Annotated in this window: 18 protein-coding genes and 1 riboswitch; of the genes, 5 read left to right on the forward strand and 13 right to left on the reverse strand. The window is 52.9% G+C overall.

All coding sequences use genetic code 11. The features are described from left to right. Positions 1-45 precede the first annotated feature (45 nt). From polB to araB, 4 genes are all read right to left on the reverse strand, one after another. Positions 46-2,397, reverse strand: coding sequence for a DNA polymerase II (gene polB, locus QMN38_RS13100; protein ID WP_323605189.1), 2,352 nt, complete (start codon positions 2,395-2,397; stop codon positions 46-48). Between the two features lie 90 nt (positions 2,398-2,487). Next, entirely contained in the window at positions 2,488-3,183 is a 696-nt protein-coding gene (gene araD / locus QMN38_RS13105; protein WP_271440479.1) for an L-ribulose-5-phosphate 4-epimerase, read from the reverse strand. A gap of 97 nt (positions 3,184-3,280) precedes the next feature. Further along, a complete protein-coding gene (gene araA / locus QMN38_RS13110; RefSeq protein WP_271440480.1) occupies positions 3,281-4,783 on the reverse strand; it encodes an L-arabinose isomerase in 1,503 nt (500 codons plus the stop codon). A 10-nt stretch (positions 4,784-4,793) separates the two neighbouring features. After that, positions 4,794-6,503 (reverse strand): ribulokinase, encoded by a 1,710-nt coding sequence (gene araB, locus QMN38_RS13115; RefSeq protein WP_323605190.1) that lies wholly within the window; start codon positions 6,501-6,503, stop codon positions 4,794-4,796. A 339-nt stretch (positions 6,504-6,842) separates the two neighbouring features. On the opposite strand from araB, the gene araC reads away from it, so the two are divergent. Continuing rightward, positions 6,843-7,688, forward strand: coding sequence for an arabinose operon transcriptional regulator AraC (araC, locus tag QMN38_RS13120; RefSeq protein ID WP_271457056.1), 846 nt, complete (start codon positions 6,843-6,845; stop codon positions 7,686-7,688). Between the two features lie 119 nt (positions 7,689-7,807). Continuing rightward, the gene (locus tag QMN38_RS13125; protein ID WP_137383741.1) at positions 7,808-8,575 is read left to right on the forward strand and encodes a DedA family protein; all 768 of its coding nucleotides are present in this window, start codon (positions 7,808-7,810) and stop codon (positions 8,573-8,575) included. 97 nt (positions 8,576-8,672) lie between these two features. On the opposite strand, the gene thiQ is transcribed toward QMN38_RS13125, so the two are convergent. The 4 genes from thiQ to sgrR all read right to left on the reverse strand — a co-directional run bounded on the left by thiQ (position 8,673) and on the right by sgrR (position 14,117). Beyond that, entirely contained in the window at positions 8,673-9,371 is a 699-nt protein-coding gene (thiQ, locus tag QMN38_RS13130) for a thiamine ABC transporter ATP-binding protein ThiQ (RefSeq protein WP_271440482.1), read from the reverse strand. After that, positions 9,355-10,965, reverse strand: coding sequence for a thiamine/thiamine pyrophosphate ABC transporter permease ThiP (gene thiP / locus QMN38_RS13135; RefSeq protein ID WP_271449966.1), 1,611 nt, complete (start codon positions 10,963-10,965; stop codon positions 9,355-9,357). The genes thiQ and thiP overlap by 17 nt, the downstream gene beginning before the upstream one ends. Further along, a complete protein-coding gene (gene thiB / locus QMN38_RS13140; protein ID WP_323605191.1) occupies positions 10,941-11,924 on the reverse strand; it encodes a thiamine ABC transporter substrate binding subunit in 984 nt (327 codons plus the stop codon). The genes thiP and thiB overlap by 25 nt, the downstream gene beginning before the upstream one ends. A 232-nt stretch (positions 11,925-12,156) precedes the next feature. Further along, positions 12,157-12,280: riboswitch (TPP riboswitch) on the reverse strand. A gap of 181 nt (positions 12,281-12,461) precedes the next feature. Then, a complete protein-coding gene (gene sgrR, locus QMN38_RS13145) occupies positions 12,462-14,117 on the reverse strand; it encodes an HTH-type transcriptional regulator SgrR (RefSeq protein WP_323605192.1) in 1,656 nt (551 codons plus the stop codon). A 99-nt stretch (positions 14,118-14,216) separates the two neighbouring features. Between sgrR and sgrT the strand changes: the two genes are divergently transcribed. Further along, positions 14,217-14,339 (forward strand): glucose uptake inhibitor SgrT, encoded by a 123-nt coding sequence (sgrT, locus tag QMN38_RS13150; protein WP_137383736.1) that lies wholly within the window; start codon positions 14,217-14,219, stop codon positions 14,337-14,339. 115 nt (positions 14,340-14,454) lie between these two features. Next, entirely contained in the window at positions 14,455-15,633 is a 1,179-nt protein-coding gene (locus QMN38_RS13155) for a sugar efflux transporter (RefSeq protein WP_271455486.1), read from the forward strand. Between the two features lie 90 nt (positions 15,634-15,723). Here the strand turns inward: QMN38_RS13155 and leuD are convergent, their stop codons facing one another. The 5 genes from leuD to leuL all read right to left on the reverse strand — a co-directional run bounded on the left by leuD (position 15,724) and on the right by leuL (position 20,581). Then, a complete protein-coding gene (leuD, locus tag QMN38_RS13160) occupies positions 15,724-16,329 on the reverse strand; it encodes a 3-isopropylmalate dehydratase small subunit (RefSeq protein ID WP_271440487.1) in 606 nt (201 codons plus the stop codon). 10 nt (positions 16,330-16,339) lie between these two features. Further along, positions 16,340-17,740 (reverse strand): 3-isopropylmalate dehydratase large subunit, encoded by a 1,401-nt coding sequence (gene leuC, locus QMN38_RS13165; RefSeq protein ID WP_323605193.1) that lies wholly within the window; start codon positions 17,738-17,740, stop codon positions 16,340-16,342. Positions 17,741-17,742: 2 nt separating this feature from the next. Next, a complete protein-coding gene (gene leuB, locus QMN38_RS13170) occupies positions 17,743-18,834 on the reverse strand; it encodes a 3-isopropylmalate dehydrogenase (RefSeq protein WP_323605194.1) in 1,092 nt (363 codons plus the stop codon). Then, positions 18,834-20,405, reverse strand: coding sequence for a 2-isopropylmalate synthase (gene leuA, locus QMN38_RS13175; RefSeq protein WP_323605195.1), 1,572 nt, complete (start codon positions 20,403-20,405; stop codon positions 18,834-18,836). The genes leuB and leuA overlap by 1 nt, the downstream gene beginning before the upstream one ends. 89 nt (positions 20,406-20,494) lie before the next feature. Beyond that, positions 20,495-20,581: a leu operon leader peptide gene (gene leuL / locus QMN38_RS27000; protein WP_075551415.1), complete on the reverse strand. Its 87-nt coding sequence runs from the start codon at positions 20,579-20,581 to the stop codon at positions 20,495-20,497. 653 nt (positions 20,582-21,234) lie between these two features. On the opposite strand from leuL, the gene leuO reads away from it, so the two are divergent. After that, positions 21,235-22,182 (forward strand): transcriptional regulator LeuO, encoded by a 948-nt coding sequence (leuO, locus tag QMN38_RS13180; RefSeq protein WP_271440491.1) that lies wholly within the window; start codon positions 21,235-21,237, stop codon positions 22,180-22,182. Positions 22,183-22,224: the final 42 nt, after the last annotated feature.

The following is a 22,224-nucleotide window of genomic DNA, read 5'->3' on the forward strand; positions in this document are numbered from 1 at the left end:
TGGAAAGGGCGCTATGGTACTGGATGGCGGCGGTTTCGTCACGCGTCAAAATAACCCCAGTTGTCCTGTGAGTAGTGTAGCAAAGTTATCATCAATAAAGGGAAGAATTCCCTCGGCTACGGGCTGTATTTGCCGGGTCAGATAGTGCTCGTAATCCAGGGGGGATTGTTGATAATCCACGGGTTCTGGGCCATTTACCGTCCAGACATATTTGATCGTCCCGCGATTTTGATACTGCGGTGGGCGGCCAAGTTTTGCATTCTGTTCATCGGCGAGTCGCGCCGCACGAACGTGCGGTGGGACATTGCGCTGGTATTCGCTTAACGGGCGGCGCAGACGTTTGCGATAAATCAGTTGTTCATCCAGTTCACCCGCCATCAGCTTGTCGATGGTCTCGCGGACAAACTCCTGGTAAGGCTCGTTGCGAAAAATTCGCAGGTACAGCGCCTGCTGAAACTGCTGTGCCAGCGGTGTCCAGTCTGTACGCACCGTTTCCAGGCCTTTAAACACCATGCGTTGTGCATTACCTTCCTGGATCATCCCGGCATAACGCTTTTTGCTGCCGGTATCGGCACCGCGGATGGTGGGCATAAGAAAGCGACAAAAATGGGTTTCAAACTCCAGCTCCAGCGCGCTGGTCAGGTTTTGCTGCTTCAGCGATTGCGCCCACCAGGTGTTGACATAGCTTACCAACTCACGACCAATTCTGGCGGCATCGTCTTCTGAGTGCGCCTTTTTGAGCCAGACAAAGGTCGAGTCAGTATCGCCATAGATGACATCGTAGCCCTGTGCTTCTATCAGTGCTTTAGTCTGGCGCATGATCGCATGGCCGCGCATGGTGATCGACGAGGCCAGTCGCGGATCAAAGAAGCGACAAGCCGTGGTGCCAAGTACGCCATAAAACGCATTCATGATGATTTTTAGCGCCTGCGAGAGCGGTTTATTGCCGTGGCGTTTCGCTTCGTCGCGCCCGTGCCAGATTTGGGTAACAATCTCCGGCAGGCAGTGCTTTTCGCGGGAGAACCACGCGTCGAGGAACCCTTCTGTGCTGTGCAACGGTTCTGGATGAGCCATCCCTTCGATGAGTCCGACAGGGTCGATCAAGAAAGTACGGATAATTGAGGGATACAGGCTTTTGTAATCCAGCACCAGCACGGAGTCGTACAGCCCAGGGCGCGAGTCCATCACGTAGCCGCCGGGGCTGGCATGAGGGGGGACTTCCCCCAGATTGGGCGCGACGTAACCGGCGCGGTGCATCCGCGGTAAGTAGAGATGCCCGAAAGCGGCAACCGAACCGCCGTGCCGGTCGACAGGCAGACCGTTTACCGTCGAACGTTCCAGCAGAAACGGCATGATCTCGGTTTTATGAAAAATACGCGTGACCAGCTCACAGTCTTTGAGGTTGTAAGTAGCAAGAGCGGGCTTATCCTGGGCAAAACGACGGTCAATTTCGTCCATTCTGTCCCAGGGATTATCAATCGACTTCCCTTCGCCAAGGAGTTCCTGCGATACCGTTTCCAGCGAGAATGACGAAAAATTCCAGAATGCGGATTTCAGCGCCTCAATGCCGTCAATAATCAGACGCCCTCTGGCCTGCGCGAAAAAAACACCGTTTTTAAAACCGTGTTCACGCCACTCCAGTTCGCTGTTGTCGCGACCAAAACGCAGTGGGATACGATAACGTTCAGCATGATTTTGCAGGACGCGTAAATCGAACTGCACCACGTTCCAACCGATGATCACATCGGGATCGTGACGGGCAATCCAGTCGTTAAGTTTTTCCAGCAACAGCGGGCGACTGGCGACGTACTCAAGTTCAAAATCCAGCCGGGAGGCATCGCCATTCGGCGGGCCGAGCATATAGACAATACGCTGCCCGCAACCTTCAAGGCCGATGCAGTACAGCTCGCCGTGACGCGTTGTTTCGATATCCAGCGATACCCATTTCAACGGTGGTCGGTAGTCCGGATTCGGCTTCAGTCGGGCATTAATGAGTGTGTTGTTTTGAGGAGTACCTTCGACCCAAACCGGGGAGGTAATAAAGCGTTCCATCAGATAACGTTCTGGTGGGCGGACATCGGCCTCGTAAACCGTCACACCATTTTCACGCAGCAGTTTTTCTAGCCGCATAAGCTGGCGGTGCGAGCGGCAATACAGGCCCGAAACTGGCTGACGGTGGAAATCCTGGAGTGTGAGCGGTGTCAGCCGATAGCCGTTTTCTGTGCGTAATAATGACGTTACACGAGGCGTCTGGTGTGTGGGGATAAACGCGACGGATTCCTGTGGCGCGAGCGTAACCAGCAGTGGCCCATTGTCCGTTGCCAGCCAGAATGAAACCTCTGTCCCCTGCGGGGTATCCCGCCAGTGTCGGGTTAAAATAAAACCAGCCTGCGCCACGCTGCGTATCCGTCAAAAAACCAGGCATTATTATAGCCTGGTTCTGATAGATTGGCTGTGATTTTATACAGTTGTCATGTTCGACAATGGTTACTGTCCGTAATACGCTTTAGCACCATGTTTGCGCAGGTAATGTTTATCCAGCAACGTTTGCTGCATATCCGGTAACTGCGGTGCGAGTTGGCGACAGAAGATGCCCATATAGGCGACTTCTTCCAGCACAATCGCGTTATGTACTGCATCCTCGGCATTTTTTCCCCACGCAAACGGGCCGTGAGAATGCACTAATACGCCAGGCATCTGTGCGGCATCAATCCCTTGCTTCTCAAAGGTTTCGACGATCACATTCCCGGTTTCCCATTCATATTCGCCGTTAATCTCGACATCGGTCATTTTACGCGTGCAGGGGATAGCGCCATAGAAATAGTCCGCATGCGTTGTGCCCGTGGCCGGGATTGACTGGCCTGCCTGCGCCCAGATGGTTGCGTGACGAGAATGGGTATGAACAATGCCGCCAATCGTCGGGAATGCCTGGTACAGCAGACGGTGCGTTGGTGTATCAGAAGAGGGTTTCTTCTGGCCTTCCACCACTTCGCCCGTGGCGATACTGACTACCACCATATCGTCGGCAGTCATGACGCTGTAATCGACACCGGATGGTTTAATCACAAATACGCCACGCTCACGATCGACGGCGCTAACGTTGCCCCAGGTCAGGGTGACCAGATTGTGCTTAGGCAACGCCAGATTGGCTTCCAGTACCTGACGTTTAAGATCTTCTAACATGTTAACTCCTGAATGCCGGATGGCGCTTCGCTTATCCGGCCTACAGTGGTTTGCAGGCCCGGTAAATGAAATGCCACCGGGCAATCCGTTTCGACGATTAACGTTTGAACCCGTAATACACTTCGTTCCAGCGCAGCGCGTCCTTAAAGGCCGGCAGGCGGGTGTCGTTATCGATCACTGCGATCTCGATATCGTGCATTTCAGCAAACTGACGCATATCGTTCAGATCCAGCGCGTGGCTAAAGACGGTGTGATGTGCGCCGCCGGCGAGGATCCAGGCTTCAGATGCAGTTGGCAGATCCGGTTGGGCTTTCCACAGTGCGTTTGCCACCGGTAGTTTCGGCAGATCATGTGGGGTGGGTACGGTGTCGATGCAGTTAACCAGCAGACGATAGCGATCGCCGAGATCGATCAGGCTGGCAACAACAGCAGGGCCAGTTTTGGTATTGAAGATCAGGCGGGCCGGATCGTCTTTACCACCAATGCCGAGATGTTGTACGTCGAGGATCGGTTTCTCTTCCACCGCGATAGACGGGCACACTTCCAGCATGTGCGAGCCGAGCACCAGATCGTTGCCCTTCTCGAAGTGGTAGGTGTAATCCTCCATAAATGAGGTGCCGCCCTGCAGACCGGTTGACATCACCTTCATGATGCGAAGCAGAGCGGCAGTTTTCCAGTCGCCTTCGCCCGCAAAGCCGTAGCCCTGCTGCATCAGACGCTGTACGGCCAGACCCGGAAGTTGTTTCAGGCCGTGCAAATCTTCGAATGTTGTCGTAAAGGCGTGGAATCCACCCTGTTCCAGGAAACGCTTCATGCCGAGTTCAATACGGGCAGCTTCCCGCACGTTTTGACGTTTGTCACCGTGGATCTGAGTGGCCGCTGTCATAGTGTAGGTGCTTTCGTACTCGTCGATCAGCGCGTTGATTTCACCGTCGCTGATTGCGTTCACCACCTGTACCAGATCGCCCACGGCCCAGGTATTTACTGAAAAGCCGAATTTGATTTGTGCCGCCACTTTATCGCCGTCAGTGACCGCAACCTCACGCATGTTGTCGCCAAAACGGCACACTTTCAGGTGACGGGTATCCTGTTTGGAGACGGCCTGGCGCATCCAGGAACCGATACGTTCGTGTGCCTGTTTATCCTGCCAGTGACCGGTGACCACGGCATGCTGTTGACGCATACGCGCGCCGATGAAACCGAACTCGCGGCCGCCGTGCGCGGTCTGGTTCAGGTTCATAAAGTCCATATCAATGCTGTCCCATGGCAGAGCAGCGTTAAACTGGGTGTGGAACTGCATCAGCGGTTTATTGAGGATCGCCAAGCCGTTGATCCACATTTTTGCCGGGGAGAAGGTATGCAGCCAGACCACCATCCCTGCGCAGCGATCGTCATAGTTGGCGTCACGACAAATAGCGGTGATTTCGTCAGGCGAGGTACCCAGCGGTTTTAAGACCAGTTTGCAGGGCAGTTTAGCTTCAGTATTCAGTGCGTTAACGACGTGCTCGGCATGTTGGGTTACCTGACGCAGTGTTTCAGGGCCATACAGATGCTGGCTACCAATCACAAACCACACTTCATAGTTATCAAAAATCGTCATTGTCGTGTCCTTAATGTGTCAGGGTTGCCTGGTTTACCGGTGTTTTTTGCGCCGGCATGGCAGTCGGAAGGTATTGTTGTTCAGCGCTTACTGCCCACTGCTGGTAGCGGCGGTAAAGCTGTTCAAAACGTTGAGCCTGTTCTGGGCGAGGTTGCATCGTCTTTTCTACGGCGCTCGCCATTTTTTGTTGGGCGGCTGGAATGTCTGCGTGGACCTTAGCGGCAACAGCGGCGAAGATTGCGGCACCGAGTGCGCAGCACTGGTCTGAAGCAACGATTTGTAGCGGACGGTTCAGCACGTCACAGCAGGTCTGCATGATGACCGGGTTTTTACGCGCGATACCGCCCAATGCCATGACGTTGTTGACCGCTATGCCTTGTTCGGTAAAGCATTCCATGATGGCGCGTGCGCCAAACGCCGTGGCGGCAATCAGACCACCAAACAGGGCCGGAGCATCGGTCGCAAGGTTCAGGTCGGTGATAACCCCTTTCAGACGCTGGTTCGCGTTTGGCGTACGGCGGCCGTTGAACCAGTCGAGTACCACCGGCAAATGATCCAGCGATGGGTTTTTTGCCCACGCTTCAGTCAGCGCAGGCAGCAGTTGTTTTTGGCTGGCTTTAATCTGGGTTTTCAGTTCAGGATGTTGTGCCGCAAGCTGATCCAGCGGCCAGCTCAAGACACGGCTAAACCAGGCATAGATATCGCCGAAAGCAGACTGACCCGCTTCCAGGCCGATAAAATGTGGGACGACGCTGCCATCAACCTGGCCGCAAATCCCCTTCACTGCGCGTTCGCCCACGCTTTGCTTGTCGGCAATCAGAATGTCGCAGGTCGAGGTGCCGATGACTTTTACCAGCGTATTGGGTTGCGCACCAGCGCCTACGGCACCCATATGGCAGTCAAATGCACCGCCTGAAATGACGACGCTTTCTGGCAGACCCAGACGCTGTGCCCACTCAGCGCATAACGTGCCAACCGGCAGGTCGGCGGTGACGGTGTCGGTAAACATTGGGTATTGCAAATGGCGGTTGATGACGGGATCGAGTTCATCAAAGAAACTGGCTGGTGGCAGTCCACCCCAGCTTTCATGCCACAGTGATTTGTGTCCGGCGCTGCAGCGTCCGCGGCGAATATCCTGCGGGCGTACGGTATTCGAGAGCAGGGCTGGAACCCAGTCACATAGCTCAATCCATGAGACCGCTGCCTCGGCGACAGCGCTGTCCTGACGGGTAACGTGCAGGATTTTTGCCCAAAACCATTCGCTGGAATAAATGCCACCGATATAACGGGAGTAATCGACTTTGCCCGGTGTGTGGCACAGGCGGGTAATTTCTTCAGCTTCTTCGACTGCGGTGTGATCTTTCCACAGCACAAACATGGCGTTCGGGTTGTCAGCGAATTCAGGACGCAGCGCCAGCACGTTACCGTTGGCATCAATAGGTGCCGGAGTCGAACCCGTGCTGTCAACGCCAATCCCGACCACGTCCGCACGTTGCTCAGCGCTCAGTTCGGCCAGCACGGTTTTCAGTGCCGCTTCCATGGATTCGATGTAGTCGCGCGGGTGATGGCGAAACTGATTGTTTGGGCCGTCGCAATATTGCCCTTCCTGCCAACGCGGGTACCACTCTACGCTGGTGGCGATTTCTGCGCCGGTGGCACATTCCACCGCTAAAGCACGTACTGAATCACTACCAAAATCGAGGCCAATTGCAATCGCCATCGTCTTACTCCATCCAAAAATACGGGTATGGATAAACAGTAGATAGTGGGGATAAAAACCGTCAGGCAGGATCCGCTAATCTTATGGACTAAAATGCTGTGGCATCAGAAAGTGTGACGCCGTGCAAATATTCAATGTGGACATTTCTGCCGTACTTATAGACACTTTTGTTAGCCGTTTTTGTCGTTGGCATCGTACAGCTTTTTAACAAAGTGCTTTTCACAAGCGGGGTTGATGGTGCATTGCTGACGTCATAGCGACTTGCAGGGACGGCGGTGATGAAGTCTCACACAATATGGACAAATTGTTTCTTATCAGAACAGAGGGAGTATTGAAATTATGGCTGAACCGCAAAACGATCCCCTGCTGCCTGGGTATTCGTTTAATGCGCATTTAGTGGCGGGTTTAACCCCCATTGAGGCGAACGGATATCTGGATTTTTTTATCGACAGGCCGTTGGGTATGAAAGGTTATATCCTGAACCTCACCATCCGAGGTGAAGGGGTCATCAATAATCAGGGTAAGCAGTTTGTCTGTCGACCTGGTGATATTTTGCTGTTCCCACCCGGCGAAATTCACCATTACGGACGCCATCCTGATGCCAGCGAGTGGTATCACCAGTGGGTCTACTTCCGACCGCGTGCCTATTGGCAGGAGTGGCTGGCCTGGCCGGCAATCTTTGCCCAGACCGGTTTTTTCCGCCCGGACGAAGCGCACCAGCCGCATTTTAACGAACTGTTTGGACAGATCATTAATGCCGGACAGGGGGAAGGGCGCTATTCCGAACTGCTGGCGATAAACCTGCTGGAGCAATTATTGCTCAGACGCATGGACGCGATTAACGAATCGCTGCATCCGCCGATGGATAACCGCGTGCGCGATGCCTGCCAGTACATCAGTGATCATCTGGCGGACAGTAATTTTGATATTGCCAGCGTTGCGCAGCATGTCTGCCTGTCACCGTCCCGGCTGTCACATCTGTTCCGTCAGCAATTGGGCATCAGCGTATTAAGCTGGCGCGAGGATCAGCGTATCAGCCAGGCCAAGTTACTGCTGAGTACCACACGTATGCCTATTGCCACGGTGGGTCGCAATGTTGGCTTTGACGACCAACTCTATTTCTCCCGCGTTTTCAAAAAATGCACCGGTGCCAGTCCGAGCGAGTTTCGTGCTGGATGTGAATAAAAAGTGAATGATGTGTCCTGAAAGTTGTCATAACTCGCAATCTATTCAGACAATTGATGGCTTGACGAAGTTGAGAAGGGTTTGCAGAATCCCTGCTTCGTAAATCTGACGGACACATTATGCAAGCATTGCTGGAACACTTTATTCTCCAGTCCGCCATGTACTCTTTGATAGCTGTGCTTCTGGTGGCTTTTTTAGAGTCTCTGGCGCTGGTTGGCCTGATTCTACCTGGCACCGTGATGATGGCGGGGTTGGGCGCCTTAATTGGCAGTGGTGAACTGAATTTCTGGCATGCCTGGCTTGCGGGCATCGTCGGTTGCTTGTTGGGGGACTGGATCTCTTTCTGGCTGGGCTGGCGCTTTAAAAAACCGTTGCACCGTTGGTCCTTCATGAAAAAGAATAAAGCGTTGCTGGACAAGACCGAACACGCGCTACATCAGCACAGCATGTTTACTATTTTGGTAGGGCGTTTTGTTGGCCCGACGCGTCCACTGGTACCGATGGTGGCGGGAATGCTGGATCTGCCCGTCGCCAAATTCATCGTTCCCAATATCATCGGCTGTGTGCTGTGGCCACCGTTCTATTTCCTGCCGGGTATTCTGGCGGGCGCGGCAATTGATATTCCTTCCGATATGCAGAGCGGAGATTTCAAATGGCTGTTGCTGGCGACTGCATTGCTGCTGTGGGTGGGGGGCTGGCTGTGCTGGCGACTGTGGCGCAGTGGCAAAGCCGCTGTCGATCGTTTAACCGCATATTTGCCGCGTGGCCGCCTGCTGTATCTGGCGCCGCTGACGCTTGGGATTGGCGTAGTCGCGCTGGTGGCGTTATTGCGTCATCCACTGATGCCGGTGTATCTCGATATTTTGCGCAAAGTGGTGGGTTACTGACGATTCCTTTGCCGGATGGCGGCTTCGCCTTATCCGGCCTACATAATGTGCGACCTGTAGGCCGGATAAGGCGTTCACGCCGTCATCCGGCAACGCATTATGCTTTAATGCCCAATAGCGCCGAGGCGCTGGCGTTGCCGCTTAACAGATCGTCCGTTTTGCCTTGCCATGCAATGCGCCCATCAGCGACCACAATTGAACGTGGCGCAATGCGTGCTGCATCTTCAACGCTATGGGAGACCATCAGCATCGTCAGTTGTTTGTCACGACAGACCTCGGCAACCAGCGATAACATCTCCTGGCGCAATGCCGGATCGAGTGCAGAAAACGGCTCATCAAGCAGTAAAACGGGTTGTTCGCGAACCAGACAACGTGCCAGTGCTACACGTTGCCTTTGTCCGCCGGAAAGCTCGCCGGGGAGCCTGTCCAGCAGGTTATCAAGACCCATTTGTTGGGCGATGTGCTGTAGTTTCTCACGCTGAGACGCGTTCAGTTTTAATCCCGGATTCAGACCCAGGCCGATGTTTTGCTGTACGTTCAGATGGCTGAACAGGTTGTTTTCCTGAAACAGCATGGAAACAGGACGACGAGAGGGCGGTGTGGCGGTGTGATCTTCGCCTTCAATCATCATTATGCCGCTGGCAGGCGTCAGAAATCCGGCAATCAGATTCAATAGCGTGCTTTTCCCGGCGCCGCTTGGCCCGAGCACCGCGACTTGCTCACCGCGCGCTACCGATAATGTGAAACGCATGGGTAAGTGGTGATAAAGCCATGTAATATCAATCAGTTTTAACATTTCGTCCCGGCAATTTCTCAATAACGGTAAACAGCGTAAAACACAGGATCAGCAGCAATAACGCCGTAACCGCGCCATCCTGACTGCGGTAAGATCCAATCTGTTGATACAAATAAAACGGCAGGGTGCGGAAATCTTCATTGCCGAACAGGGCGACTACGCCAAAATCACCAATCGACAGGACACAAGCAAAGGCCATCGCCTGCGCCAGCGGGCGCTTCAGGGCGCGTAGTTCAACCACTTTCAGTCGTGACCATCCTTCAATACCCAAAGACTGACACAACATACTGTAGCGTGCGGTTACATCGCGCATCGGGTTTTCCAGCACCTTCAGTGCGTAAGGGATCGCCATTAGTGCATTGGTGAAAATCACGATGGCGTCAGCCGATTCCGGTAACCCAATGCTGTTATTGAGCAACAAAAAGAACCCGGTAGCCAGTACGATACCCGGCATGGCGAGTATCATCATGCCGCTCAGTTCCAGCGCCTGACCTGCCAATACCTGCTGCCGGGCGCGCAGTTCGCGGCTACTCCACAGCAGCATCATCGTCAGAATGACGCACAATATGCCTGCCGCCAGCGCGATACGCAGTGACGTCTCCAGTGCTTGCCACAGCACTGGTTGCGTAAGCACATCCAGTACATTGCGGTTTAAGCCATCGACAATCACCGCCAGCAACGGTGGAAGCAACAGCAACAGCGCGAGAGCAATCAGAATTATGTCAGCCAGTCGGCTGTGTAGACGATCGTCGGGATCGCGCCAGCCTTGTACCAGCGTATTACCGGGTGCGATGGCGCGACTCAGCCGTTGGCTGAGCAGTACCAGCGCTAAACAGCAAACCATCTGGATCAGGGCCAGCATAGCCGCCCGCGCGGGATCGTAATCAAAGCTCAGTGCCTGATAGATAGCCAGCTCAATAGTGGTTGCCTGCGGTCCGCCGCCGAGCGACAGCACGGTGGCGAAGCTGGCGAAACACAGCATAAAGATAAGTGCTGCTACGGGGAGGATCTGACGACGCAGCCACGGCCATTCAACAAAACGGAAGAAATGCCAGCCGCGCATCCCTAACTGCGCCGCGAGCTGGCGTTGCTCGCCGGGGATGTTCTCCAGCGATTGCAGCAGCAAACGACTCGCCATCGGCAGGTTGAAAAAGACATGCGCCAGCAGAATACCCTGTAAGCCGTATGGCGAAAACGTCCACTCCAGCCCGAATGTGTGCCAGAGCGAGGCCAGCCAGCCCTGACGACCATATACGCTAAGGATGCCGAATACGGCGACCAGCACCGGCAAGATCAGCGTCATCGCGCACAGGCGCAACAGGGCCAGACGTCCGGGAAAACGCCGGCGATAGAGCGCTCTGGCGAGAAAAATCGCCGGGATAACGGACAACGCTGCGGACAAAAATGCCTGCCAGAAAGAAAAGCGCACCACATGCCACAGGTAGCTGTCCTGCCAGAGCGATACCCATTCTCCCTGCGGTGCGTTAAACCACAGTGCCAGAAATGCGGCCAGCGCGACAGCCACCATCAATGTGGCTGCTGAAAGCCCTGGGATCAGCCAGCCGGGAATTAACGGCTGACGGCGCGTTGCCATTCGCTAATCCATGTCTGACGCTGGGCAGCAACTTGCTGCGGGGTAAATTCCAGTGCGTTGACCGGTTTTTCCAGTTGCTCAAATCCTGGCGGCAGGGTGACCTGCGTCACCGGATACATCCAGTTGCCCGTTGGGATCGCATTCTGGAATGCCGGAGATACCATAAATTTCAGGAATTTTTCCGCCAACTCCGGTTGCTTGCTGGCTGCGGTACGTGCGGCAACTTCCACCTGCAGATAGTGACCTTCGCTAAAGTTAGCGGCGGCGTAGTTACCCTTTTTTTCTTCGATGATGTGATAGGCCGGAGAGGTGGTGTAGCTCAACACCAGGTCGCTTTCACCCTTCAGGAACAGGCCGTAGGCTTCACTCCAGCCTTTGGTGACAGTGACGGTTTTGGCTGCCAGTTTCTGCCATGCCTCCGGCGCTTTATCACCATAGACTTTTTGCATCCACAGCAGCAGCCCCAGCCCTGGCGTGCTGGTACGCGGATCCTGGTAGATTACGCGCCATTTCTGGTCGCTCTCCACCAGTTCCTTCAGGCTCTTCGGCGGGTTTTTCAGCTTGTTTTTATCATAAACAAAGGCGAAATAACCGTAATCAAACGGGACAAAGGTGTCGTTTTTCCAGCCGCCTGGCACACTGACTGCATTCTCCGGCACGTTGCTTTTAGCGAACAACCCGGTTTGCGTAGCGGCTGCCAGAAGGTTGTTGTCCAGCCCCAGTACAACGTCAGCCTTGCTGTTTTTTCCTTCCATACGCAGGCGGTTCAGCAGCGATACGCCATCTTCCAGTGCGACCAGTTTCAGTTCGCAGTTGCAGTCAGCTTCGAAGGCTTTTTTGATTGTCGGGCCGGGGCCCCAGTCAGCAGCGAACGAGTCGTAGGTATAAACGGTCAGCACAGGTTTGGCGAAGGCAGGCGCTGCACACAGCAGTAAAAGCGGAAGACATTTTTTAAACACTTTGCACCTCATAAAGTAAAACTCTAAATAATTCGAGTTGCAGGAAGGCGGCGACGCAGCACATCCCCAGGAGCGTACAGGTAGTACGTGACTGGGGTGAGCGACAAACCTGCCGGGAGCAGATTTGAACGCTGCTTGCAGCGGCCCTGAAAGGGCGAGGCCCATGGATGGGCCGAGTAATAAAGCCAACGCATCTGCAACTTGAAGTATGACGAGTTAGGTGGCAAAGGACTTGAGCTACAGCCTCAAATCCCTTCGCCGGCATTATCCGGATCAGGTTCGACGGGTATCTCTCAGCCCATACGCAGATCGAATGATTTTGTGTATGTTTTTATTTAGCACCCCGTTGAGAACGGCGTTAGTGTAGTGATTTTGTTGCTAGGCGGCAATCAAGAGCCTTGTCCATTAGGCTATCTTGTTTGCCAGTTTGAACCTGGGCAGTGCTCAAAATCCTCGCGTACTACGTGTACGTTCCGGTTTTTCCGCGCTGTCCGTGTTCAAACTGTCTTCACCGATTACGCCTACTGAACAAGGCTCTTAAGGATCCGGTGGTGCAAACCACGCCGATTTAAAATCAAACCAGCCGAGGGTGTTCATGCGTAACCCGCGCATACTGCGCTGTCCCTGAATGATCAACCAGTGGTGGATCAATGGCACAATGGCCTTTGTGGCGAGCAACTGTTGGCACCACGCAGCCAGACTCATTTCACCGGTTCGCCAGCGGGCGGCATCGTTTTCCCAGTCCCGCGAGATACAGTTTTGCAGCAACGGGACTTCGCACAAATGGGCGAACAGCGAGAAGTCCAGCGGTAGGGTAAAGTTGGCGCTGTTTAGCCAGATATCGCTGACTATTTCACCTGCATGCCATTGATCGTAGTCGATCTCCTGAATATTCAGTTGCACCTGATGCTGCGCCAGCAACGTTTTCATGATCTGCGCGATAATCCGGTGTTCGATATGATCGCGATAGTAAGTGAGCGTCAGCGTTTCCAGTCCGGCTGGTTTTTCACCATGGCCGGGTTTGGCGTGGTGCCAGCGGGGGAGTAAACCATAGGCGGGGAACCACAGTCGCTGATACTGTTCGTCGGCGTGACAGATTAAATGGGTTGGCGAGAGTACGCGGCTTACCCACTCGCGGACCTCCTGATTAGCGCCGCGGCGGGTACGCGTATCAAACAGCAGGTAGTAGCAGCCTTCTTCGAGGCGGCTCTCGATCGCCTTTTCATCCTCCGTGGGACCTTTTAGCGTCAACCCGCCGCCAGGTTCTTCACCGATGTCAGGTAACACCCAAACATTCACTTCGTCGATCAGCGCCCGGTAGCCAAAATAGTCATCAAATGCGTGAATCTTCAGTTGGTTATTGGTATTACGTATCACCGCATACGGGCCAGTCCCAATCGGGTGGCTGGAGAAGTTATTCAACGTTTCCCATTCTCGCGGCAGGATCATGGCGGGGACTTGCCCCAATAACCAGGGAAGCCAGCGGTCGGGCTGGGACAGATGGATATCCAGCGTCCAGGCCGTGGGGGAGACGATATGCGAAATATGCGAGTACAGCGGCAACGTATTAATGCGGGTCAGTGAGGCGATCACATCGTCCATTTCCAGTTCACGGCCGTGGTGAAAATGGATCCCCGGGCGTAGAAAGAAACGCCAGTGCAAAGGTGAAATCTGCTGCCAGTGATGCGCGATGTCGGCTTCCAGTTCCCCATTTTCCTCATTTACCCGAATTAAGGCGCTGAAGATTTGCCGGGCGATATGGGTTTCGGAACGGCGTAATGCCGTACCGGGCAGCAGGTTGCGCATCGGTCGATAATACAGGACACGCATGATGTGCCGCCCCTGGCGAAAGCTACGACCGAGGTGGGAAACCAGCATCTGTCGTACGGCGGTTTTGTCACCGACCAGCTGTACCAACTGATCGATGCGATCCTGTTCCAGCAGGTCTTCTGCCCGCTGCTGCTGGAGTGCCAGCCCGGTATAGAGAAATGTCAGGCGAGAGCGTTTACCCCGACCGACCTCCGCTTCCCAGGTTAACCAGCCACGTTCCTGCATGGTATTAAGCAGGGTTCGCATATGGCGGCGCGAGCAGCTAAGCAGCTCCGCCAGTTCGTTCAGTGTCGTGTCTTGCGTTTTGCCATCACAGCATTGCCACAGACGGATGAACTGTTGTTGCAAACGACCTGAAGACATAAAAGGGGAACTCCTGCAAAAAACTCAGCAATTTTATTATCCCTATATTAGGCCAATAATAGATTTCGATGAAGCGATGAGACAACGAAGGGGTCATCTATGCGTCAGTTCTATATGAAGTACTTTACCGCGACAGAGAAATCGTCCTGGTTGGCTTGCCTGAGCGCACCGCAGCGCTTAAAGATGCTCGAAGATCTGATGCAGTGGGAGGTGACAGCCTGACTCCTGAATTGGGAATTGCAGACATCATGTGTGACTGAGTATTGGTGTTAATCGCCGCGCCAGCAGGTATTATCTGCTGGCTTTTTTCGTATCAGCCCAGCCAATAGGGATAACAATGCTCTGGATTATGACCATGGGACGGCGCCTCAACGGCGTTTACGCGGCATTTATGCTGGTCGCTTTTATGATGGGCGTGGCGGGGGCATTGCAGGCACCCACGCTGAGTCTGTTCCTGAGCCGTGAAGTCGGGGCGCAGCCATTCTGGGTCGGGTTGTTTTATACCGTCAATGCGATTGCCGGGATCGTGGTTAGCCTCGGGCTTGCAAAACGTTCCGACAGCCAGGGCGATCGGCGCAAACTGATCATGTTTTGCTGCTTGATGGCAATTGGCAATGCGCTGCTGTTTGCCTTTAATCGTCACTATCTCACGTTGATCACCTGCGGTGTGTTGCTGGCCTCGCTGGCCAATACTGCGATGCCGCAGTTGTTTGCGCTGGCGCGGGAGTATGCGGATAACTCAGCGCGTGAAGTGGTGATGTTTAGCTCAGTGATGCGCGCACAGCTTTCGCTGGCGTGGGTGATTGGGCCACCGCTGGCCTTCATGCTGGCACTGAATTACGGTTTCACGGTGATGTTCTCTATTGCGGCTGGCATTTTTGCGATAAGCCTGGTGCTGATTGCGCTGATCCTGCCCTCTGTCGCCCGGGTGGAACAACCTGTTGATCTACCGCTTGAACAAACGGGGGGCTGGCAGGATAAAAATGTGCGCATGCTGTTTATTGCCTCCACGTTAATGTGGACCTGCAACACGATGTACATCATCGATATGCCGCTGTGGATAAGCCTTGAACTGGGCTTACCCGACAAGCTTGCCGGGATTCTGATGGGGACGGCTGCCGGGCTGGAAATTCCGGCGATGATTCTGGCGGGCTATTATGTGAAGCGCTTTGGTAAACGACGAATGATGATTACTGCCGTGGCGGCCGGCGTGCTGTTTTACCTTGGTCTTATTTTCTTTCACAGCCATACGGCGCTGCTTATTTTGCAGCTGTTTAACGCCGTATTCATCGGTATTGTCGCTGGGATAGGGATGCTGTGGTTTCAGGATCTGATGCCGGGACGCGCGGGTTCTGCAACCACATTATTCACCAACAGCATTTCCACGGGTGTCATTTTGGCAGGGGTGATTCAGGGGGCTGTTGCGCAAAGCTACGGACATTTTGCCGTTTACTGGGTAATCGCGGCGATTTCTGTGGTTACGCTGGTGATGACCGGGCGGGTGAAAGACGTTTAATGATGTTGCCGGATGCGCTGCGCTTATCCGGCCTACAGTTAGAATGCGTTTGTAGGCCGGATAAGCGCAGCGCATCCGGCGTCACAATGACTAGCGCATAAACGCTGGTTGCTTGTGTTCGTACTCGGTAATCGCCGCTTCATGTTGCAGCGTCAGTCCGATGCTGTCGAGACCGTTCAGCATGCAGTGGCGACGGAAAGCGTCAATGTCAAATGGATACGCTTTGTCTCCGGCTTTCACCTCCTGCGCTTCCAGATCAACCTCAAAACGGATGCCCGGATTTGCCTGTACCAGTTTGAACAGCTCATCGACTTCTTCATCGCTTAATTTCACCGGCAGCAGCTGGTTGTTGAAGCTGTTGCCGTAGAAGATGTCGGCGAAGCTCGGCGCAATGACCACTTTGAAACCATAATCGGTCAACGCCCAGGGCGCATGCTCACGTGAAGAGCCGCAGCCAAAGTTTTCCCGCGCCAGCAGAATTGACGCACCTTTATATTCCGGGAAGTTCAACACGAACTCCGGATTAGGCTGTTGCCCCTTTTCGTCCAGGAAACGCCAGTCGTTAAACAGATGAGCGCCAAACCCGGTGCGTGTTACTTTCTGCAAAAACTGTTTGGGAATAATGGCATCGGTATCGACGTTGGCGGCATCCAATGGGACAACCAGGCCGGTATGCTGGGTAAATTTCTCTGCCATGGTAGTTTCCTTATTTGATGCTGCGAATGTCGGCAAAATGACCGGTAACGGCGGCAGCGGCGGCCATTGCCGGGCTGACTAAGTGTGTGCGTCCACCGCGGCCCTGACGGCCCTCAAAATTACGGTTGCTGGTAGAAGCACAGCGCTCGCCCGGATTCAGACGATCGTTGTTCATGGCCAGACACATGGAACAACCGGGTAAACGCCATTCAAAACCGGCTTCAATGAAAATCTTATCCAGACCTTCTGCTTCCGCTTGCGCTTTTACCGGACCTGAACCTGGAACAACCAGCGCCTGAACGCCCGGGGCGACTTTACGGCCTTTGGCAATTTCTGCCGCGGCGCGTAAATCTTCAATACGTGAGTTGGTGCAGGAGCCGATGAACACTTTATCGATAGCGACTTCGGTTAACGGAATACCTGGCTTCAGCCCCATATAAGCCAGTGCTTTTTCTGCTGAAGCGCGTTCCACGGGATCGGTAAATGATGCCGGGTCGGGGATATTATCGTTCACTGAGATGACCTGACCCGGGTTCGTTCCCCATGTCACCTGCGGCGCGATCTCTTCTGCCTGCAAGGTGACGACGGTATCAAACGTTGCGCCATCGTCGGTTTTCAGCGTTTTCCAGTACTCAACCGCATTGGCAAAGTCGTCACCTTTCGGGGCGTGCAAACGGCCCTGCACATAGTTGAACGTGGTTTCATCCGGTGCGACCAGGCCCGCTTTGGCACCCATTTCAATGGCCATGTTGCACAGCGTCATACGGCCTTCCATGCTCAGTGCACGAATGGCTTCGCCGCAAAACTCAACGACATGTCCGGTGCCGCCTGCGCTACCGGTTTTACCGATAATGGCCAGTACGATATCTTTGGCTGTGATGCCGGGAGCGGCTTTACCATTAACTTCGATCTTCATGGTTTTCGCGCGACCCTGTTTCAGGGTCTGAGTGGCCAGGACGTGCTCAACCTCGGAGGTCCCGATTCCAAACGCCAGCGCGCCGAACGCACCGTGGGTGGCGGTATGCGAGTCACCGCAGACGATGGTCATGCCCGGTAAGGTTACGCCTTGTTCTGGCCCCATCACGTGGACGATGCCTTGATATGGGTGGTTCAGATCGTACAGTTCCACGCCAAATTCATTGCAGTTTTTGATCAGCTCCTGCATCTGAATACGCGCCATTTCGCCCGAGGCGTTAATGTCTTTCGTTTGCGTCGAAACGTTGTGGTCCATAGTGGCAAAGGTTTTACCCGGCTGGCGAACCTGGCGGCCATGCGCACGCAAACCATCAAATGCCTGCGGAGAGGTCACCTCATGCACCAGATGTCTGTCGATATATAACAGTGGGGTTTCGCTTTGCGCCTCAAAGACAACGTGCGCATTAAACAATTTTTCGTATAACGTCTTAGCCATGATTACACCCCTTCAGCGACGTAGCGAGCGATGATATCGCCCATCTCATCGGTACTGACTGCGGCAGCGCCACGGGCTAAGTCACCGGTGCGAATACCTTCTTCTAATGCGCGGTTGATGGCGCTCTCAATTGCGGTTGCCGCATCAATGGCATCCAGGCTGTAACGCAACAGCAGGGCCAGTGACAGAATTTGGGCGATCGGGTTTGCAATATTCTTCCCTGCGATATCGGGTGCAGAACCGCCAGCCGGCTCGTACAGGCCAAAGCCCTGCTCATTCAGGCTGGCAGACGGTAACATGCCCATTGAACCCGTGATCATGGCGCACTCATCAGACAGAATGTCACCAAACAGGTTTGAACACAGCAGTACGTCGAACTGGGACGGGTCTTTGATTAATTGCATTGTCGCGTTGTCGATATACATATGCGCCAGTTCAACATCCGGGTATTCGTTGGCGATTTCATTGACGATTTCACGCCACAAGATGGATGTTTGCAGCACGTTGGCTTTATCAATCGACGTGACTTTACGACGACGCCGGCGCGCTGACTCAAACGCGATACGGGCAATACGCTCGATCTCGAAACGGTGATAAACCTCAGTATCAAAGGCTTTTTCATGTTGCCCGCTGCCTTCGCGGCCTTTGGGTTGACCGAAATAGATCCCACCCGTCAGTTCACGTACGCACAGGATGTCGAAACCGTTAGCTGCAATGTCGGCGCGCAGCGGGCAAAAGGCTTCCAGCCCCTGGTACAACTTCGCCGGACGCAGGTTACTGAATAATTTGAAGTGCTTACGCAACGGCAGCAGCGCACCACGCTCGGGTTGCTGGTTAGGCGGCAGATGTTCCCATTTCGGGCCGCCAACGGAGCCAAACAGAATGGCGTCGGCTTGCTCACAGCCTTCAACCGTCGCTGGCGGCAGCGGCTGACCGTGGTTATCGATAGCGGCACCGCCTACGTCATAGTGGCTGGTGGTAATGCGCATGCCAAAACGGTTGCGAATTGCGTCCAATACTTTCAATGCTTGCGCCATCACTTCCGGGCCAATACCGTCACCCGGCAAAACAGCAATATGATAATTCTTCGACATCACACGGTTTCCTTGTTGTTCTCGTTGTTCTGAGCTTTGCGTTGCAATTCTTTTTCGACTTCTTCAGCACGCCAGATGTTGTTCAGCACATGTACCATCGCTTTGGCGGAAGACTCGACGATATCTGTTGCCAGACCAACGCCGTGGAAGCGGCGACCATTATAGTTGGCGACGATATCCACTTGACCCAGCGCATCTTTACCGTGGCCTTTAGCGGTCAGGCTATATTTGACCAGTTCGACGTTGTATTCCGTCACGCGGTTAATGGCCTGATAAATAGCATCGACCGGGCCGTTACCGTTAGCCGCTTCGGCTTTGACTTCTTCGCCACAGGCCAACTTGACGGAGGCGGTAGCAATGTCATTAGAACCAGACTGCACACTGAAATAGTCCAGACGAAAGTGTTCTGGTTCTTCCTGCTGTTTGTTAATAAAGGCCAGCGCTTCCAGGTCGTAGTCGAACACTTGACCTTTTTTATCTGCCAGCTTCAGGAACGCGTCATACAGATTGTCCAGGCTGTATTCGCTTTCTTTATAGCCCATCTCATCCATACGATGTTTCACCGCAGCGCGTCCTGAACGGGAGGTCAGGTTCAACTGTACCTGGTTCAGGCCGATGGATTCAGGCGTCATGATTTCGTAGTTTTCACGGTTTTTCAGCACGCCGTCCTGATGGATACCGGAGGAGTGAGCAAAGGCACCACTACCCACAATCGCTTTGTTGGCCGGAATCGGCATGTTGCAGATTTGGCTGACTAACTGGCTGGTACGCCAGATTTCCTGGTGATTAATACGGGTTTGCACGTTCAGGATATCTTTGCGCACTTTGATCGCCATGATCACTTCTTCCAGTGAACAGTTGCCTGCACGTTCGCCGATACCGTTCATCGCGCCTTCCACCTGACGGGCGCCCGCATGAACAGCCGCCAGTGCGTTACCGACGCCCAGGCCTAAGTCATCATGGGTGTGTACGGAGATGATGGCTTTATCGATATTCGGTACGCGTTCATACAGACCAGAAATGATTGCGCCAAATTCGAAAGGCATGGTGTAGCCAACGGTATCGGGGATATTGATGGTTTTGGCACCTGCATTAATCGCCGCTTCTACCACGCGGGCCAGATCGGCAATAGGGGTTCGGCCCGCGTCTTCGCATGAGAACTCCACGTCATCGGTGTAATTACGCGCTCGCTTAACCATGTAGACCGCGCGCTCTATCACTTCATCCAACGTGCTGCGTAATTTCGTCGCGATGTGCATCGGTGACGTGGCAATGAATGTGTGAATGCGGAAAGCTTCAGCCACTTTCAGAGATTCAGCAGCAACGTCGATATCTTTTTCTACGCAGCGCGCTAAGGCACAAACGCGACTGTTCTTAACCTGACGAGCGATGGTCTGTACTGATTCAAAGTCACCCGGTGAAGAAACAGGAAAACCCACTTCCATCACGTCAACGCCCATACGCTCGAGGGCCAGAGCTATCTGCAGTTTTTCTTTCACACTCAGGCTTGCCTGTAACGCCTGTTCACCATCGCGTAAGGTGGTATCGAAAATAATGACTTGCTGGCTCATGGTTTAGGTCCTTGGTGTTTAGGGCGCCTTGCTTCGAGCATAAAAAAACCCGCGCAATGGCGCGGGTTTTTGTCTTAACTGGAGCTGACTTAATGCTGAATGTCGTCCACCAGTCTACCGCGCAATGAGAATGCGTTTAGTAGTAGTAGACCGTTAAAACGAGCAATGTAAGTCATCAATTAAGCTCCAGGCGAATGCGATATGCTTTTAGTGGTACTGGATATGAAGATTGATGTCAACCCCATCCCCCACAAATGCCCCCAGTCGGCGGAAAAAATCTCCTGAACTTTGAGCGAATTGTGCTGAATTTTTATGGTTGTATAAAATAAATCAGCGTGTGGATTACATACTTTTCACGATTTGACATATTTGAGCATATTTGTTTTCAGCTATTGTAACGGCATATTGAAGGGATAACTTGTGTATGGATTTTTTATCTTTATGATTTATCGGTTTTTTATACTAACTTTGAATAGGTTTGAGGTGCCGTGGGAAAAATGATTGATAAATAAATGTTAAGCATCACGGTGTTAATGATATAAAAATTTAATTAAAACTTAAATATACATTCACTTAGTGCATGATTGTATATTCGCCATGGTTATGGTTATATTGTTTTCGACATTTAAACGTATGAATCATCGTGCAGTGACCTCTGCCACACTGCGCTCGTATTGGTTTTTGTTCATTCAGGTCAGGGCCTTTATGTTTTCCTAATTTTAATACTTTCCCTTTTTCTTATTTTATATGCATGGTAAATCATATTAGCGGAGGTTATTTCTGAGCTCCGTCTGGGAAAAGGGAGTTTAGAGTGACAGTGGAGTTAAATATGCCAGAAGTAAAAATAATAGATAAACCTAATCTTTTAGAGATGGGGAAGCCGCAGCTGCGCATGGTTGACCTTAATTTATTAACCGTTTTTGACGCGGTGATGCAAGAACAGAATATTACTCGCGCAGCGCATTCTCTGGGCATGTCGCAGCCTGCAGTCAGCAACGCAGTCGCACGTCTGAAGGTTATGTTTAATGATGAGCTCTTTGTGCGCTATGGCCGAGGCATCCAGCCAACAGCACGGGCTTTTCAGCTATTTGGCTCTGTTCGTCAGGCACTGCAATTGGTGCAGAATGAACTGCCAGGGTCCGGTTTTGAACCTGCCAGCAGCTCACGAGTATTTAATCTCTGCGTCTGTAGCCCATTGGATAATATCCTCACGTCCTTGATTTACAATCGCGTTGAGCAAGTTGCACCTAATATTCATGTCGTATTTAAATCATCGCTCAACCAAAATACAGAACATCAATTGCGATATCAGGAAACAGAATTCGTTATTAGTTATGAAGAATTCCGCCGTCCTGAATTCACCAGTATTCCGTTATTCAATGATGAGATGGTGTTAGTCGCAAGTAAAAAACACCCGCGCATTAGCGGTCCATTGCTGGAAAGTGATGTCTATAATGAACAGCATGCCGTAGTTTCTCTCGATCGCTTTGCGTCATTCAGTCAGCCCTGGTATGACACTCAGGATAAACAAACCTGCGTTGCTTATCAGGGAATGGCATTAATCAGTGTGCTGAATATTGTATCTCAAACTCATTTGGTTTCTATTGCGCCACGCTGGTTAGCTGAAGAGTTCTCCGAGGCTTTAGAACTGCAAATATTACCGCTACCTTTAAAATTGAATAGCCGGACTTGCTATCTTTCCTGGCATGAAGCCGCTGGTCGGGATAAAGGGCATCAATGGATGGAAGAGCTGTTAGTCTCCATCTGTAAGCAGTGACCTATGGCAGAGTAAATCCGATGAAACATCTGGTTTATTCTG

Origin of the sequence: Citrobacter sp. R-1.5.2, assembly GCF_035064245.1 — a bacterium.
Lineage (GTDB): Bacteria > Pseudomonadota > Gammaproteobacteria > Enterobacterales > Enterobacteriaceae > Citrobacter.